15 protein-coding genes are annotated in these 15,191 nt (G+C 63.7%); 3 read left to right on the top strand and 12 right to left on the bottom strand.

All coding sequences use genetic code 11. The features are described 5' to 3' along the window. Positions 1 to 85 precede the first annotated feature (85 nt). Positions 86 to 1,204 (top strand): branched-chain amino acid ABC transporter substrate-binding protein, encoded by a 1,119-nt coding sequence (locus FJ425_RS06065; protein ID WP_140544018.1) that lies wholly within the window; start codon positions 86 to 88, stop codon positions 1,202 to 1,204. A 579-nt stretch (positions 1,205 to 1,783) separates the two neighbouring features. On the opposite strand, the gene hpaH is transcribed toward FJ425_RS06065, so the two are convergent. Genes hpaH through FJ425_RS06100 form a run of 7 tightly spaced genes read right to left on the bottom strand, consistent with a single transcriptional unit; the run spans position 1,784 to position 8,126 of the window. Beyond that, on the bottom strand, positions 1,784 to 2,587 hold the full coding sequence (gene hpaH, locus FJ425_RS06070; RefSeq protein ID WP_181175827.1) for a 2-oxo-hept-4-ene-1,7-dioate hydratase: 804 nt from the start codon (positions 2,585 to 2,587) through the stop codon (positions 1,784 to 1,786). Beyond that, on the bottom strand, positions 2,587 to 3,465 hold the full coding sequence (locus tag FJ425_RS06075) for a fumarylacetoacetate hydrolase family protein (RefSeq protein WP_140630182.1): 879 nt from the start codon (positions 3,463 to 3,465) through the stop codon (positions 2,587 to 2,589). Before FJ425_RS06075 ends, hpaH begins: the two co-directional genes overlap by 1 nt. Positions 3,466 to 3,493: 28 nt before the next feature. Further along, on the bottom strand, positions 3,494 to 4,900 hold the full coding sequence (locus FJ425_RS06080) for a pyridoxal-dependent decarboxylase (RefSeq protein WP_140630184.1): 1,407 nt from the start codon (positions 4,898 to 4,900) through the stop codon (positions 3,494 to 3,496). Between the two features lie 21 nt (positions 4,901 to 4,921). Further along, on the bottom strand, positions 4,922 to 5,173 hold the full coding sequence (locus FJ425_RS06085; protein WP_140630186.1) for a hypothetical protein: 252 nt from the start codon (positions 5,171 to 5,173) through the stop codon (positions 4,922 to 4,924). Between the two features lie 27 nt (positions 5,174 to 5,200). Beyond that, entirely contained in the window at positions 5,201 to 6,181 is a 981-nt protein-coding gene (gene hpaD, locus FJ425_RS06090; RefSeq protein ID WP_140630188.1) for a 3,4-dihydroxyphenylacetate 2,3-dioxygenase, read from the bottom strand. Between the two features lie 12 nt (positions 6,182 to 6,193). Then, positions 6,194 to 7,711, bottom strand: a complete 1,518-nt coding sequence (hpaE, locus tag FJ425_RS06095) for a 5-carboxymethyl-2-hydroxymuconate semialdehyde dehydrogenase (RefSeq protein WP_140630191.1) — start codon at positions 7,709 to 7,711, stop codon at positions 6,194 to 6,196. A 28-nt stretch (positions 7,712 to 7,739) separates the two neighbouring features. Next, positions 7,740 to 8,126 (bottom strand): 5-carboxymethyl-2-hydroxymuconate Delta-isomerase, encoded by a 387-nt coding sequence (locus FJ425_RS06100; protein ID WP_140630194.1) that lies wholly within the window; start codon positions 8,124 to 8,126, stop codon positions 7,740 to 7,742. 233 nt (positions 8,127 to 8,359) lie between these two features. Here FJ425_RS06100 and hpaR point away from each other — a divergent pair, with 233 nt between their 5' ends. Continuing rightward, positions 8,360 to 8,770 carry a homoprotocatechuate degradation operon regulator HpaR gene (gene hpaR, locus FJ425_RS06105; RefSeq protein ID WP_246673311.1) on the top strand — a complete coding sequence of 137 codons (411 nt, stop codon included), beginning with the start codon at positions 8,360 to 8,362 and terminating at the stop codon, positions 8,768 to 8,770. 6 nt (positions 8,771 to 8,776) lie between these two features. Here hpaR and FJ425_RS06110 read toward each other — a convergent pair whose 3' ends face one another. Together FJ425_RS06110 and FJ425_RS06115 are read right to left on the bottom strand one after the other, a co-directional pair. Beyond that, entirely contained in the window at positions 8,777 to 9,286 is a 510-nt protein-coding gene (locus tag FJ425_RS06110) for a flavin reductase (protein WP_140544004.1), read from the bottom strand. Between the two features lie 11 nt (positions 9,287 to 9,297). Then, positions 9,298 to 10,842 (bottom strand): 4-hydroxyphenylacetate 3-hydroxylase N-terminal domain-containing protein, encoded by a 1,545-nt coding sequence (locus FJ425_RS06115; RefSeq protein ID WP_140630961.1) that lies wholly within the window; start codon positions 10,840 to 10,842, stop codon positions 9,298 to 9,300. Between the two features lie 91 nt (positions 10,843 to 10,933). Between FJ425_RS06115 and FJ425_RS06120 the strand changes: the two genes are divergently transcribed. Beyond that, complete coding sequence (locus FJ425_RS06120; protein WP_140722525.1) at positions 10,934 to 11,803, top strand: helix-turn-helix domain-containing protein; 870 nt, start codon at positions 10,934 to 10,936, stop codon at positions 11,801 to 11,803. 71 nt (positions 11,804 to 11,874) lie between these two features. Here FJ425_RS06120 and FJ425_RS06125 read toward each other — a convergent pair whose 3' ends face one another. Genes FJ425_RS06125 through FJ425_RS06135 form a run of 3 tightly spaced genes read right to left on the bottom strand, consistent with a single transcriptional unit; the run spans position 11,875 to position 15,168 of the window. Beyond that, positions 11,875 to 13,230, bottom strand: coding sequence for an aminotransferase class III-fold pyridoxal phosphate-dependent enzyme (locus tag FJ425_RS06125; RefSeq protein ID WP_140722350.1), 1,356 nt, complete (start codon positions 13,228 to 13,230; stop codon positions 11,875 to 11,877). 25 nt (positions 13,231 to 13,255) lie between these two features. Further along, complete coding sequence (locus FJ425_RS06130) at positions 13,256 to 13,921, bottom strand: HAD-IA family hydrolase (RefSeq protein WP_140544000.1); 666 nt, start codon at positions 13,919 to 13,921, stop codon at positions 13,256 to 13,258. Then, entirely contained in the window at positions 13,918 to 15,168 is a 1,251-nt protein-coding gene (locus FJ425_RS06135) for a Tm-1-like ATP-binding domain-containing protein (RefSeq protein WP_140722353.1), read from the bottom strand. The genes FJ425_RS06130 and FJ425_RS06135 overlap by 4 nt, the downstream gene beginning before the upstream one ends. Positions 15,169 to 15,191 lie beyond the last annotated feature (23 nt).

Here is a 15,191-nt window from a genome sequence, read left to right on the forward strand (position 1 = left end):
CGAATTCTAGTCAGCTCGATGCGTCGGACGTGGGCATCGCATCGAAGCCTCAACCAGTGCCCGCCACGAAAAATGGGAGCCTAATATGAAGAAACATCTCTTGTCGGCGGTGGCGGTGACCGCGCTTGTTGCGTTTGCGGGCACCGCTTGGGCGGATATCGTCATTGGTGTCGCCGGGCCGATAACCGGTCCGAATGCCGCTTTCGGCGCGCAGTTTCAAAAAGGCGCAGAACAGGCAGCAGCCGACATCAACGCGGCCGGTGGCGTGCTCGGCCAGAAAATCAAGATAGAGATCGGCGACGACGTCTCCGATCCGAAGCAGGGCATTTCGGTCGCCAACAAATTCGTCGCGGACGGCGTGAAATACTTGGTCGGTCACTTCAATTCGGGCGTGTCGATCCCTGCCTCGGAGGTCTATGCCGAAAATGGGGTGCTCGAGATCTCGCCGGCGTCCACCAATCCGCAATACACCGAGCGCGGCCTCTGGAACACATTCCGCACCTGCGGCCGCGACGATCAGCAGGGCAAGGTCGCGGGAGACTATATCGCCGCGAACTTCAAGGATGCCAAGATCGCCATCATCCACGACAAGACGCCCTACGGTCAGGGCCTCGTCGACGTCGCCAAGAAGGACCTGAACGCCAACGGCATCAATGAAGTGATGTATGAAGGCATCAATGTCGGCGACAAGGATTTCTCCGCGCTCATAGCCAAGATGAAGGAAGCGGGCGTGACGCTGATCTACTTCGGCGGTCTTCACACCGAGGCGGGCCTTATCATGCGCCAGTCAGCGGACCAGGGCCTGAAGGCGACATTGTTCTCGGGCGACGGCATGGTCTCGAACGAACTGGCCTCGATCGCAGGCGATTCCGTCATCGGCACCCTAAACACCTTCTCGCCCGACCCACGGAAAAATCCCGCGGCGAAGGACATCGTCGACAAGTTCCGTGCCTCCGGCTTCGAGCCCGAAGCCTACACGCTCTACTCCTACGCGGCGGTCCAGATCGTCGCCGCCGCGGTCGACAAGACCGGTTCGGCCGACGATGCGCAGAAGGTCGCCGAGACCATCAAGGCGAGCGGCCCGTGGAAGACGGCGATCGGCGACATCAGCTATGACCAGAAGGGCGACATCACGCGTCCCGACTATGTCATCTACGAATGGAAGAAGGGCGCCGACGGAAAGCCGACATACGCGCAGAAATAGGCCTGGAGCGGTGCGTGCGAGGATGCCCGCCTATAATCCGGGCAACCTCGCCGGGGTGACTTGCCGGTCCATTCCACGGGGCCGACGGTCTGTCGGGCGTCGCCGACCCTCCAGGAGGTCGAGCACAACATTCGCGAGCTGTCGGGTGTGAGGACCGCAGCCACGCCATGGTACAGCAGGAATTGACAGTACTGCAGCGGAATGACGTCTCCGACCACTGCTCCGACGTTTTTGACACTCTGCGCCCTTCAGCGCACTGATGCGCACACGCGCGCGTCGATCGCTCACGGCCTCAGGCAGGAGGACTTCGCACTGATGGAACTGGGGCCCGAATTTGCTGCCGCTCCAAGCTGCAGGATATCATTATCGCAGACCATGACGGCTATGGCTTTGCACTCAAGCCCCTTGGCCAGATGCTGGTCCCGATAGCGATACGTCCTCCAGCGTCCGGAAAGCTCAAGCTGCGTAAGCAATGATACGGCTTTGGTTCCCAAGTCGCGACCATCAGCAAGTGTCGGTATTGGTGATTGCGTGTCCCGGCAGGCAACGCAGTACTTTCGCGCGAAAATTGGTGGTTGGTTAGGCGAAGAAGACACTCACCCTGCCGTAGGAGCCAAAATCGGAAACGATCTGGTCGCCATGCCGGCATTCGACCGGCCGGATGAAGGAACCCGACAGCACGACCTGTCCGGCCTCGATCTGCATGCCGTATTGATGCAGCCGGTTGGCGAGCCAGACGATGCCTTTGGCGGGATGATCGAGCACGCCGGCGCCGAGCCCCGTCTCCTCGACCTCGCCGTTGCGCGACACGATGGCGCCGATCCAGCGCAAGTCCGCCTCGCGCGGGCCGGCCTTGCGGCCGCCGACGACGATGCCCGCATTGGCGGCATTGTCGGAGATCGTGTCGACGAAGGTGCGAATCTTGCCGGTCTCTTTGTTCATCCGCTCGATGCGGGCGTCGAGGATTTCCAGGGCCGGGGTGATGTGATCGGTGGCGTCGAGCACGTCGTCGATCGAGATGTCGGGGCCGGCCAAAGGCGCCTTCATGACGAAAGCGATCTCGGCCTCGATGCGCGGCTGGATGAAGCGATCGGCCGGCACCGTGCCGCCGTCATCGAAGAACATGTCGTCGAACAGGATGCCTGAATCGGGAATGTCGATGCTGAGCGCCGACTGCATCGCCTTGGAGGTCAGGCCGATTTTCCAGCCTTTGATCGCCAGTCCGGACGCTTCCTTCCGCTTCACCAGCGCGGCCTGGACGCGGTAGGCGTCGTCCATCGTGGCTTGCGGAAAATCGAGGCTGAGCAGCCTGATCTGGCGGCGATCGCGCTCGGCCTCGAACAGTTTTTGGGCGGCGCCCTCGATCTCCGCCTCGGTCATCATCATTTGGTTTCCTCGTCCACGACCCCGTTGCGGAGCAGCCCGATACCTTCGGCCTCGACCTCGATTACGTCGCCCGGCTTCAGCCAGATCGGTGGATCGAAGCGGGCGCCCGCGCCGGTCGGTGTTCCCGTCACGATGACATCGCCCGGCACCAGCGTGGTGAAGGTCGAGATGTAGTTGATGATCTTGCGGAACGAAAAAATCATGCGGCCGGTGCGGTCCTGCTGACGCAACTCGCCATTGACGCGCGTCGTCAGCGCGATGTCGGCGATCTGCGCCTCATCGGTGAACGGCACCAGCCACGGCCCGATCGAGCCGGTGCGATCGAAATTCTTGCCTTGGGTGACGTTGAACTTGGCATGGCGCACCCAGTCGCGGATTGTGCCTTCGTTGCACAGCGAAAGTGCCGCGATATGGTCGAGCGCGTCGGATTCCGGGATCCGGCGGCCGCCCTTGCCGATGACGATGACGATCTCGCCCTCATAGTCGAGCTGCGGCGATTCCGGCGGCCGCACCAGCGGCGCGCCATGGCCGACGAAGGAGCGTGGAAAGCGGATGAACAGCGACGGGTTGGAGGGTGCTGCCTGCCCGTCCTTGTACTCCTCGTTGCGGTCCGGATAGTTGACGCCGACGCAGATGATCTTTTCGGGCGCAGGCACGGGAATCGCGTAGGTGATCTCGCCCAGGCTGAGATCGGCCGGCAGCGCGGCCGCTTCGTCGACGAGGCGCGGCAGGGCGCCCGCCGCCACGACCTCGCGCAAGGTCGGCCATGTGTTGCCGTGACGTCGGGAAAGATCGACGATGCCGCCGCCCTTCACGAAACCAAAGCCCGATCTCCCCTGATGGGAAAAGCTGGCGAAACGCGGCTGTTCGGTCATGTCGTCTCCATCTGCTCCGCATCCGAGCCTAAGTCGTCTGGCGCGCGATCTCCGTGATCACCGCGAATGCGGTTTCGGCATCCTCGCGCGTCATCTCGAACTGGCCGGCCTGGAAGCGGATCGCGATCGCCCCGTCGACGCGGGTCTGGGTAAGATAGATACGGCCGTCGTCGTTGATGGCATTGACCAGCGCGATGTTGTGCCGGTCGGGATCGCCTGGCGCCTTGTGCCGGAAGGAAAACAGCGACAGCACCGGCGCGCTGACGATCTCGAAGTCCGGCTCGGCGGCCAATTTTTCCGCCAGTTCCACCGACCATGTCACATGGTTCCGGATCATTGTCCGCAGCCCTTCGAGGCCGTGGTATCGCAGCAAGAACCAGAGCTTCAGCGCCCGGAAGCGGCGGCCGAGCGGCACTGTCCATTCGGAGAAATTGATGACGCCGTCATGACCATGCGTCTTCAGATATTCCGGCTGGATCGCGAGCGTGCGCGCCTGCTCCCCGGGATCGCGCATGAACTGCACGGAGCAGTCGAACTGCGCGCCCAGCCATTTGTGCGGATTGAAGACGATCGAGTCCGCCGCCTCCACGCCATCCCAAAGCGTTCGAAATTCCGGACAAATCATCGCCGAACCCGCCCATGCCGCGTCGACATGCAGATAGAGGCCATGCCTTTTCACGACCTCGGCCACCGCCGCGATCGGATCGCAGGCGCCGATGGATGTGCCGCCGGTGCAGGCGATCACGCCGGCGGGCGTCAGCCCCGCGGTGATGTCGGCGCGGATGGCGACGTCTAGCGCCTCGGGGTCCATGCCGTGCAGGTCGCCCTTGGTCGGGATGCGCACTAGATTGGCCTCGCCGATGCCGGCCACCCAGATTGCCCGGTCGATGGAGGTGTGCGCTTGGGCCGACGCGTAGACGCGCACGGCCGTGTGCGCCGCCAGCCCCTCTTTGTTGCCCATCCAGCCAAGTGCCCGTTCGCGCATGACCAGCACTGCAGCGAGCGTCGCCGTCGAGGCCGAATCCTGGATCACGCCTGAAACGCCGGCGGGCAGGCCCAGCGCCTGGCGCAGCCAGTCCACGACCTTCATCTCGAGTTCGGTCGCGGCCGGCGACGTCTGCCAGAGCATGCATTGCGCGGCGATGGATGTGACGAGGTAGTCGGCGACCACCGACACCGGCGCGGCGTTCGCCGGGAAATAGGCGAAGAAGCGCGGATGCTGCCAGTGCGTCATGCCATCCGGAATAATCCGCTCGAAGTCGGCGAAGATCGCCTCCATCGGCTCACCCCGTTCAGGCGCGGCGTCGTCGATCTGGCGGGCGATGTCGCCGGGCGTCGTCTGCGCTCGCACCGGCCGGTGCCGCAAGGTCGTGCGGTAGTTGGCCCCCCAGTCGGCGGCCTTATGCGACCAGTGTCTGAATTCGTCGCTATCCATTGCCGGCGAGACCTTTCCGTTTCATACCATGAGGATGACGTTATCCGCCGGTCTCAACCTATTCGGAGATCGCTGGCTGGGCCGTGCGACGTGCTGGATGTAGGTTGGAGCATGCTGCATGGCCGCGTCGGCATTGCGCTTGACGAAAACGTCGATGCAGAAGCCACGCGTCAGCGCGACACAGGCCGAATCGTCGGCAGCCTTGGCAGTTGAAGCCGAGGCCACCAGCGTCGAGACGATTATTCCCAGCAGACGAGATGATCTCACAGGCATTCGATGCTTTCCTTCCCGGCTCGCCGATTATGGCGCCACAATCGGCGAGGCCGAGAGATCAGATTGATGCGGCTTCACGCCGGCAAAGACGCTGCCTTCCTCGAACCAGCTCTTCGGGGCCGGTGCGCCCCATAACGTCTGGCGCTGCGGGTCCTTCAGGTCCCATTTGATCGGCTCCAGATCGGGATCGACCGTCTGGTAGTCCGAGCAATAGATCTCGATGCGATGGTTATCCGGATCGCGGATGTAGAGGAAGAAGGCGTTGGAGATGCCGTGCCGTCCGGGGCCGCGCTCTATATTCGGCAGCCAACCGGTGGTCGCCATCAGGTCGAGCAGGTCGATGATGTTGAGCGGCGTCGGCACCCAGAAGGCGACATGGTGCAAACGCGGGCCGAGGCCATTGGTGAAAGCGATGTCGTGCACGCCGCCCTTGCGGTGCGTCCAGGCCGCCCACAGCTTCCCGGTCTCGGCGTCCTCAGTGTACTCGGTCACGCGGAAGCCGAGCTCGTTGTAGAAGGCCACCGATTCATCGACGTTTGGCGAGAAGCAGTTGAAGTGGTCGATGCGCAGCGGTTTCACACCGTGATAGAGCGCGTATTTCTGGTGGATCGGCGGCAGCCTTTCCATCCTCGAATAGAATTCGAGCGGAATGCCGTGCGGGTCGCGGGTGCGGAAGGTGCGCGACTGGTAGGGCCGCTCCACCCATTCCACCGGCAAGCCTTTGCCCTTGAAGAAGTGCTCGGCCTTGTCGAGATCCTCGTCGGAAAACACCTTGAAGCCGAGGTCGCGGGCTTCCGCGGTGGCGCCTTTGCGCAGCACGATGCAATGGTGGCCGCGCTCCTCCAGTGCGCGCAGATAGATGGCGTCGGATGTCTCGTCGGTCACCTGCAGGCCGAGTGTGTCGACATAGAAGGCGCGTGATTTCGCCAGGTCGGTGACGGCGAGCTCGACATGGCTGAGTCGCACGATGTTGAAGGCAGGGTAGAGGTTGGGTTGGGGCAGGGCCATAGGTGTCTCCCGTCAGCCGCCGAGCTTCTGGATCGAATGCTGCGTCGTGGCGAACGCGACGTTCTTGGTTTCCATGTAGAAGTCGAAAGACCAGTCGCCGCCGTCGCGGCCGATGCCCGAGTTCTTGACGCCGCCGAATGGCGTCGGCAGATGCCGCACATTTTCCGAGTTGACCCAGATCATGCCGGCGTCCAACGCATCGGTGAAGCGGAAGGCGCGGGTGACGTCCGAGGTCCAGAGATAGCCGGTCAGGCCGTATTGCGTGTCGTTGGCGAGCGCCAGTGCATCGGCCTCGTCCTTGAACGATATGGCGGTCAGCACTGGCCCGAAGATCTCTTCCTGGGCAATGCGCATCTTGTTGGTCGCGCCAATGAACAGCGTCGGGCTGACATAGCAGCCGCCGCCCGGGCCGGTGAATTTGCCGCCGCCGGCGGCAACGACCGCCCCTTCCGATTTGCCGATCTCAATGTAGGAAAGGACCTTTTCCTCATGCACCGGATGGATCAGCGGGCCGACCACGGTTTCCGGGTCGAGCGGATGGCCGACCTTGATGCGCTTTGCTTTCTCCGCCACCAGCGCGGTGAACTTGTCATAGACGCTTTCCTCGACCAGCAGCCGCGACGACGAGGTGCAGCGCTCGCCGTTCAGCGAATAGATCATGAAGACCGCGGCGTCCGCGGCCCGCTCTAAATCGGCGTCGGCAAAGACGATGACTGGGTTCTTGCCGCCGAGCTCGAAATGCACCCGCTTCAGCGTCTCGGCGCCTTGCTTCATGATCATCGAGCCGGTGCGGCTTTCGCCGACGAAGCCGATCGCCTTGATGTCGGGATGTTCGGTCAGCGCCCTGCCAGCATCCTCGCCGAAGCCGTTGACGAGGTTCCAGACGCCCTTGGGCAGGCCGGCTTCCTCGGCGATCTCGACCAGAAGCCTGGCCGTCAGCGGCGAGAACTCGGCCGGCTTATGGACGATCGTGCAGCCGGCGGCGAGCGCAGGCGCGATCTTCCAGGTCGACAGCATGAACGGCGTGTTCCACGGCGTGATCACGCCGACAGGGCCGATCGGCACGCGCGTCGTCATGTTGACCTGGTTCGGCGCACGGACCGTCTGGCCGTCGCGGGCTTCAGGTGCCCGGTCGGCATAGAAGCGGAAGTTTTCCGCGCCGCGCAACGCGGCCTTGGCCATGAACTTCAGTGACTGGCCGGTATCCATGCATTCGACGAAGGCAATCTCCTCGGCGCGCGCGACAATGCCGTCGGCGATTTTGTGGAGCAGCTTCTTGCGCGCGTCGCCGGAGATCGCCGCCCATTCCTTGAAAGCGGCCTTCGCCGCTTTGGCGGCGCGGTCGATGTCGGCGGTCTTGCCGCGCGCCACCTGGGCGATTGGCTTGAGGTCGATCGGGGAGATCGTCTCGTATGTCGAGCCGTCGGCGGCGGGCACGACCTCGCCGCCGATCTGGTTGAGCACGCCGTCCTTCCTGAAGCGCTCGAGATAGGCTTCGGCCTTCCTCAGATTGTCGTCCAATGCCGCCATTGCGTCTTTCCTATTCTCTGCCGCCCGTTCACTTGCCGCGCAGGCGCGGGTGGATGGCGTTCTTCTTCCAGCTGAGCTCTGCGTCGATCTCGCGGATCTCCAGCGACAGCGCGAAATGCGGCGTCGCAAACAGCGGTGAAAGATGATCGGTGACGGCCGCGAAGATCGCCTCGCCGGCGCTTTTCTTTTCTTCCGCCGTGCGGCCCTTGCCGATGCGGAAATTCATGTCAATGAAACCGTTCTCAGGCAGCCGGTCGGCAATCGCATAGGCCTCGGCGCGGAAGGCCCGCACGCGCACCGCGCCCGGCTCGAACAGGCCAGTCCCGAGAATGGTGCGCGAGACCAGCGCGCAAAGCTCGGCCACGTCGACCTTCTGGTCGAGATTCGCCGAATATTCGATCGCCATATGAGGCAAAGGTTTCGTCCGCCGACGGTGTTTGTAATTAACACGTGAATTACATCTTGACGATCGAATGTCAAGCGTCGTTCTGTATCTGGATGGGCTTCCAGGCGCCGGGATTGCCGCTCCCGGCAAAATCGCGGATATAGCTGCGATCCGTGCCTCGTTTCGCGTTGCGAGTCGCGTGGAATTGGAATTTTTTTGGAGATCTGACCTTGCTACCGCCTAACACACGCCGCTCCTTGCCGATGGCGCTTCTGCGTGCTCGCGAAGTGATCATGGCGCATTTCAGGCCGATGCTCGCCCGCCACGACATCACCGAGCAGCAGTGGCGCGTTCTGAGAGTCCTTGCCGAGGCCGGGCCGCTGGAAGCGACCGAATTGGCCAACCGCGCCTCGATCTTGCCGCCGAGTCTCACCCGCATCATCAAGGCGATGGAGGAACGGCAATTCATCTCCCGTGACAAGGTCAAGAACGACGGCCGCAGGGCGCTGCTCGCCATCAGCCCGGCCGGGCTGGCGCTGATCGAGGATCTGTCGCCCGAGCGCATCGCCATCTACGATGCGATCGAGCGGCGATACGGCGCCGAGCAGCATGAGCACCTGCTCGACCTTCTGGAAAGCCTGATCCAGTCGGAATCGTCTGAAAATCAGACCTGATAAAATTTACCCACCGAAGCTGCCGAGTGCGCTCGGCTGCATGTAGTTGCGGCCGACATAAAGCAGTGCCGCCTCGCCGCTGCCGTGGCGGATGTCGATCACCCGGCCGAACATCACATTGTGCGTGCCGACCTTGTTCACCGCGCCGATCTCGCAGTCGAAGCTGACGATGGCGTCGAGCAGCGCCGGCATACCGGAAGGCATGGTCTGCCAGCGCGCGGCTTGATAGCGCTCGGCCATATCGCGGATCGCGCCGGCGAACTTCGCCGCCAGGTGCATATGGGACTGGGTCAGCACGTTGACGCAGAAGCGCTCGTTGGCAAGGAACATGCCCGTCTGCGCCGAGCGCTCGTTCATGCACACAAGCAGCGTCGGCGGATCGTCGGAAACGCTGCACATGGCGGTCGCGGTGAAGCCGCCGCGGCCTGCTGGTCCGTCTGTCGTGACGATGTTGACCGGCGCGCAGACCCGCGCCATGGCGTCACGGAATTCCAGTTTGGCGACCTGCGCCTCCATGGCCGGGCTCCTCAGCTTGCACCGGCCGGCAACGGCGGCAGCCAGGTGTCGCCGGTCCAGCCCTTCTCGTCATAGTCGGCCATGCAGGTATCGACCAGTTCCTCCATCGCTTTCAAGCGGCCGCCGCGCTCCGCCCCTTTCAGCACCTGCAGCCGCACCTCTTCCGGCGCGCCGGCATAATTGAGCTCGTAAAGCGCGTGGCGGCCGCCGAACTCGGTGCCGGTGGCGTCCCACAGCAATTTCATGATCTTGATGCGCTCGACATGGCCCATGTCGTTGGAGCCGCGCACATATTGCGCGAGGTAGCGGTCGATCTCCGGATTGTCGAAATCCTTCGCCGAGGACGGCAGGTAGATCAGCCCGGAGGCGATCACCCGGCGCACCGTGTCGATGACGCGCGGATAGGCCTCCGACATGAAGGTGCGGTAGGCGAGCGCCGCTTCCAGATTGGGCAGCACTGCACCATTGGCCCACGGGATCGGGTTGTGCGCCATGGCGTTGGAAAAGCTCCAGAACATATGGCGCAGCGCGATCACCTCGCCCAGCGCAGCCTGGTTGCCGCGGAAGGCGTCGCCGCCGGTCGCCCGCAGCGCCTTGGCTAGTAGGCCGGCAAGGAAGTCGAGCTTGACAGCAAAGCGCGTGCAGCCCTGAAAGCAGTAGCCATGCATGAAGCCCGACGCCGGGTGGAAGGACAGGATCTTCTGCGCGTCGCGCAGCACCAGCACGTCCTCCCAGGGGATGAAGACATTGTCGAGCACCAGGATCGCGTCATTCTCGTCGAAGCGCGACGACAGCGGATAGTCGAAAGGATGGCCGACGGTGTTCGCCGTCTGCTCGTAGGAGACGCGGCAGAACATCTTTATGCCGGGCGCGTTCATCGGCACGATGAACATCACCGACAGCGACGGATCCTCCGTCACCGTCGCCGAGCTCTGCGCCAGGAAATTGTAGTGGGTTAGCGCCGACGATGTCGCCACCACCTTGGCGCCGGACACCCAGATGCCGGCATCGCTTTCCTTAGTGATATGCACGAACACATCCTTCACCTGCTCGGCCGGCTTGTGGCGGTCGATCGGCGGGTTGACGATGGCATGGTTCATGAACAGGACCGCGTCCTGCGCCCTTTTGTGCCAGGCGCGCGCATTGTCCTTGAACGGGCCGTACCATTCGGCATTGGCGCCCAGCGTGTTCATCAGCGCCGCCTTGTAGTCGGGCGTGCGTCCCATCCAGCCATAGGACATGCGCGACCAGTCGGCGATCGCCGTCTGCTGCTGGGCAAGCTCGGCGGCCGAATGGGCGACACGGAAATATTTGTGCGTGTATCCGCCCGAGCCGGTGTCGGTGGGAGAGGTCAGCACGGCCTGCCGGTTGGGATCATGCAGGGCATCGTAGAGGCGGGCCAGCGAGCGCGCCGAATTGCGCATCGCCGGGTGGCTGGTCACGTCGGCTACGCGCTCGCCATTGATATAGACCTCGCGTCCGTCGCGCAGACTGTCGAGATATTCGGCGCCGGTGAACGGCCGCTTCGTGTCGGCCCGGAAATCTTCCGATCGCATCATGATCCTCCCTTAACACGTTAACGATAGCGCTGGTCGTGCCAAAGGTTTATGGACGAAAGCATAAAACCATTTGGATTTTTTCGTCGTCATGGGCCAGACCGCCATTCCCGAGTTCTTTGTCTACGGCGAACCGGCGCGGGCGCTCGATGTCGGCTTCCTGCATGTCGAGACCGTGCAGGCCCGCGCTTCGGTGCATCGAGGGCACGTTCTGGCGCACAAACATCCGCAAATGGCGCAGATCACCCTCTGGACCGGCGGCAGCGGCAGCTACTGGATCGAGGACGAAACCTTGAGTTTTTCGGCGCCTACGGTGAGCTTCATGCCGAGCGGCGTGGTGCATGGCTTCAGCATCGAACCTGGCACCGATGCCATCGTCGTGTCGGTCGCAGATGAAGCACTTGTGGCCATCGCCGAGCATTCCTTGCTGCCGCTCGACCAACCGGTCTTCGTCACCGGACGCGGCGAGACGGCCCTGTGGGAGAGGTTGGGCGATACGGTCAGAATGATCCAGGCGGAATATGCCGACAGGCTGCCCGGTATGGAGAAAATCCTGCTACCGCTGATCGCTGTGGCGTTGTCGGGCATCGCCCGCCTGGATGCGGTATCGCATGCCGTCACCCTGCCAGCCGCTGTGGCGCTGGGCGGCCGCCTCCGGCGGCTGATCGACCGGCATTTTCGCGACGACTGGCCGGTCGAGCGCTATGTTGAGAGCCTCAGCACCACGCGCCATCTGCTCGATAAGGCGGCGCGCCAGGTGCTGGGATCGGGCGTGCGGCAAGCCGTGGGCGAGCGCCGGCTGGTCGAGGCCAAGCGCCTGCTGCTGTTCACGGTGCGCTCGGTCGAGGACATCGCTTATGAGACCGGATTCAATGACCCGGCCTATTTCTCGCGCTTCTTCCGGCAGGCGGTTGGAATGGCGCCTGCGGCGTGGCGGAAGGAAAGGGTGAATGGTGAATAGAAGAGACTAGTGGAGCTTGACCGGCAGCACTTGAAGGAATTTCCCACCATTCACCATTCACCATTCGCCATTCACCGCGCAGCAGCGGCCAACCCCGCATCTAGCGCCTCCGCAATCTTCACCACATCGGCCGCCGAGATGACCAGCGGCGGCGACAGGATGATGGCGTTGCCGGAAACGCGCAGCAGGACGCCGGCCTTGTAGGCAGCGTCAGCGACGGCGCCCATCGTCTTCTTGTCGGCCGGCTTCTTGGCGTCGCGGTCTGAGACCAGCTCGAGCGCCGCCATCAGCCCCTGATAACGGACGTCGCCGACCAGCGTGTGTTTTGCCTTCAGCGCCTCCAGCGCCTTGCCTAGCTCGATGCCGCGTGCAGCGGCGTTCTCGTTGACGGCAAGGCGTCTTGTTTCGGCGAGCGCGGCCAGCCCCGCCGCGCAGCCGACGGGATGGCCGGAATAGGTGTAGCCGTGGCCAATCGCGCCGAAGCTGGTCTTGTCGGCCTCAAAGACGTCGGCGACCTTGGCGCCGATCAATGTCGCGCCCAGCGGGAAATAACCCGACGTGATCGCCTTGGCGATGGTCATGAAATCGGGTTTCACGCCGGACAGGCGCGAACCTGACCAGGCGCCGGTGCGGCCAAAGCCGGTCACCACCTCGTCGGCGATGAGCAGGATGTCGTGGCGGTCGCAAATCGACCGCACCATTGGCATGAAGCTCTCGTGCGGAACAATGACACCGCCCGCGCCGAGCACCGGCTCCATGATGAAGGCGGCGATGGTGTCGGCGCCCTGGAAGGCGATTTCGTCCTCGATCGCCCGCGCGCAGAGTTTAGCCAGCTTCGCCGGATCGGTCTCGTCGAACGGGTTGCGGTAGGTCCACGGCGCGGGCGTGTGGAACACGCCCGGCAGGAGCGGCTCATAATTGCGGCGGAAATTGGCATTGCCGTTGACCGAGGCACCGCCGAAATGCGTGCCGTGGTACCCCTTCTTCAGCGCCAGGAATTTCGTCCGGTCGCCTTGGCCGCGGATCTTCCAGTATTGCCGCGAGAGCCGCAGCGCCGTCTCCACCGAGTCCGATCCGCCGGAGGTGAAGAACGCCCGCACCATCCCCTCCGGCGCGAACCAGTCGCAGAGCTCGTAGGCGAGTTCGATCGACGGCCCGGTAGAGGTGCCGCGAAAGCCGGAATAATACGGCAGGGCGTCGAGCTGTACCGAGATCGCCTTCTTGATCGGGTCGCAGCTATAGCCGAGGTTGACGTTCCACAGCCCGCCGACGGCGTCGAGCACGGTCCGGCCGTCGATATCGGTCACCGACACGCCGTCGCCCTTCATGATGATCCTCGGCGGCGTCGCGCGCATCTCGGCCGGATGCGCCATCGGATGCCAGATCGGCTTGGCGTTGTTTTCGGTGAGAAAATTGATGTCACGCATCGGGAGGGACTCCGGGTTTTTCCAATCAGGGAAGCGCCAGGCCGAAATGGCCGAGCGCCTCGGCATAGCTTCGCGCCGGCTCTGCGACGTCGAAATGAACGGCAAGCATTCCGGCGGCAACCGCGCCGTCGACATTGCGCTTCTGGTCGTCGACGAAGACGCAGGTGGCCAGGGACAGCTGCAATGCCTCGCCGACCATCGCATAGGCGCGAGCATCCGGCTTGAGGATATGGGTATAGGTCGCGTCGACGATAGCCTCGAATAGCGACAAGAGCGGCAGGCGTTCGCGGAACCCACTGCCATAGAACAGATCGAGCTCATTGGAGAGTATTGCGAGCCTGATGCCTGCCGAATGGGCGATCCGGATCGCTCGCTCGGCTTCGGGCCGCACCACGGCTTGCGGGTCGGCGCCGCGCGCCCGCTGCACGAAGGTCGACATGTCTTTCCAGTCCTCGCCGACCAGCTGGCCGACTTCGCGTGTGCGTGTCTTCCAGTATTCGCGCTCGCTGATCTCGTCGGCTTGCATCGAGCGCCAAAGCGGGTCGGATGCCGGGTCGAACGGGCCGCGCCATGCTAGCGTGCCAGGTGCCAGCCCCAGCGCCCGCTCGGTCAGCGCATGCGTCTCGAACAGCGTGCGGGTGACGACGCCGCCGAAATCGAGCACCAGCGCCTGTGGCTTCGCGCCGCTCATGCCGCGCACCTACCGGGCGGGATGATGCCCTCGGCGACCCAACGGTCGAAGACCTCCAGCGCCTTGGCGCTGAAGGCGGCATCGTTGATGTGTCCGGTAATCTCGTGCAGCTCGGCATTTTTTGGCACGCTTAGGCGCATCTCCTCGACAAAGGCCGCCAGCGCTTCCGGCTCGTACAGCGGCTCGCCCTGCTGGTCCCATTGCTGGACACCGCCGGCGGGTAGGATGAAGGCTGTCGGGCCGGTCGCCGCCGCGAGCTTCTCGCCGATCGCCCGCGCGATTTCCTTGCGTGTCGCGCCATCTGAGGTCACCGAGGCGAGCAGGCGGTTATGTGCATGGTAGGGCCGTTCGGTGAAGCGGGACGGCACGGCCTGCCAGGTCGGGAAATCGACCATGTCGATGGCGCCCGGCGCGACGATCTGCGGGATGCCTTGCCGGCCGGCATTCTCCAGTCTGTCGGCGCCCGAACTTACGACCGAGCCGGTGAGTTGGTTGGCCAGTTCTTGCAGGCTGAAATCGAGCACCGCGACGAACCCCTTCTGCGCGGCGATCGCCTCCAGCGCCCGTCCGCCCATGCCGGTGGTGTGAAAGACGATGACCTCGTAGCCCCGTTTTTCCAGCTCCGGCTTCAGCGTCACCATATATTGCAGGCAACTCTTGCCGAGCGAGCTCATGCCGATCCTCGGTCTTGCTGCATCCGGCTTGACGACGGCGCGCGCAGCACCCACCACCGCGCCGCTGGCCTGCGACAGCACCGCCCTGCAGGCGCTGTTGAGCCCATAGAGACCGCCGGCCCACAGGATCATCATCAGGTCGGTGGCGATGCGCTCCGGCGGCAACAGATGCGAATAGGCGATCGTCGAGACGACGAATTTCGGCGCGCCAAGCGGCAGAGCCAGCGCCACGTCGAGCGCAAGATCGGTGCCCATCGAGCCGCCAAGCGCGATGAAGCCGTCGATGTCGCCCTTGTCGTGCAGCGAGCGGGCGAGCCGCGAGGCGCCGAGCGCCATGAGCGTCATCGCGGTATTCTCGTCCCCGCTGGCGATGATCGCCTCTATCGTCGTATCGGCCGCCCGCGCCACGGCATGCCGGTCGTGCTCCGGCCGATAGGGCGGATCGCCAAGCACGCTGACGTCCATCATCACGGCGACGCCGCCGACAGCTTCGATGCGCTCGCGCATGAACAGAAGCTCGTCGGCCTTGGTGTCGCCGGTGCCGATAACCAGGATTCGGCGTGTCTCCTCCACAGTCAGTTCTCCTTGCAGTGTGT

It is taken from the genome of Mesorhizobium sp. B2-7-2, assembly GCF_006440775.1.
Classification (GTDB): domain Bacteria; phylum Pseudomonadota; class Alphaproteobacteria; order Rhizobiales; family Rhizobiaceae; genus Mesorhizobium.

What these genes read in the sequence shown, in the direction of transcription:
- FJ425_RS06080 (WP_140630184.1), bottom strand. Translation starts at nt 4,900, where the DNA reads ATGGATAGCGACGAATTCAGACACTGGTCGCATAAGGCCGCCGACTGG.
- FJ425_RS06130 (WP_140544000.1), bottom strand. Translation starts at nt 13,921, where the DNA reads ATGAGCGGCGCGAAGCCACAGGCGCTGGTGCTCGATTTCGGCGGCGTC.
- FJ425_RS06110 (WP_140544004.1), bottom strand. Translation starts at nt 9,286, where the DNA reads ATGGAGGCGCAGGTCGCCAAACTGGAATTCCGTGACGCCATGGCGCGG.
- FJ425_RS06065 (WP_140544018.1), top strand. Translation starts at nt 86, where the DNA reads ATGAAGAAACATCTCTTGTCGGCGGTGGCGGTGACCGCGCTTGTTGCG.
- FJ425_RS06125 (WP_140722350.1), bottom strand. Translation starts at nt 13,230, where the DNA reads ATGCGTGACATCAATTTTCTCACCGAAAACAACGCCAAGCCGATCTGG.
- FJ425_RS06075 (WP_140630182.1), bottom strand. Translation starts at nt 3,465, where the DNA reads ATGACCGAACAGCCGCGTTTCGCCAGCTTTTCCCATCAGGGGAGATCG.
- hpaR (WP_246673311.1), top strand. Translation starts at nt 8,360, where the DNA reads ATGGCGCTTCTGCGTGCTCGCGAAGTGATCATGGCGCATTTCAGGCCG.
- hpaD (WP_140630188.1), bottom strand. Translation starts at nt 6,181, where the DNA reads ATGGCCCTGCCCCAACCCAACCTCTACCCTGCCTTCAACATCGTGCGA.
- FJ425_RS06115 (WP_140630961.1), bottom strand. Translation starts at nt 10,842, where the DNA reads ATGCGATCGGAAGATTTCCGGGCCGACACGAAGCGGCCGTTCACCGGC.
- FJ425_RS06085 (WP_140630186.1), bottom strand. Translation starts at nt 5,173, where the DNA reads ATGCCTGTGAGATCATCTCGTCTGCTGGGAATAATCGTCTCGACGCTG.
- hpaE (WP_140630191.1), bottom strand. Translation starts at nt 7,711, where the DNA reads ATGGCGGCATTGGACGACAATCTGAGGAAGGCCGAAGCCTATCTCGAG.
- hpaH (WP_181175827.1), bottom strand. Translation starts at nt 2,587, where the DNA reads ATGATGACCGAGGCGGAGATCGAGGGCGCCGCCCAAAAACTGTTCGAG.
- FJ425_RS06120 (WP_140722525.1), top strand. Translation starts at nt 10,934, where the DNA reads ATGGGCCAGACCGCCATTCCCGAGTTCTTTGTCTACGGCGAACCGGCG.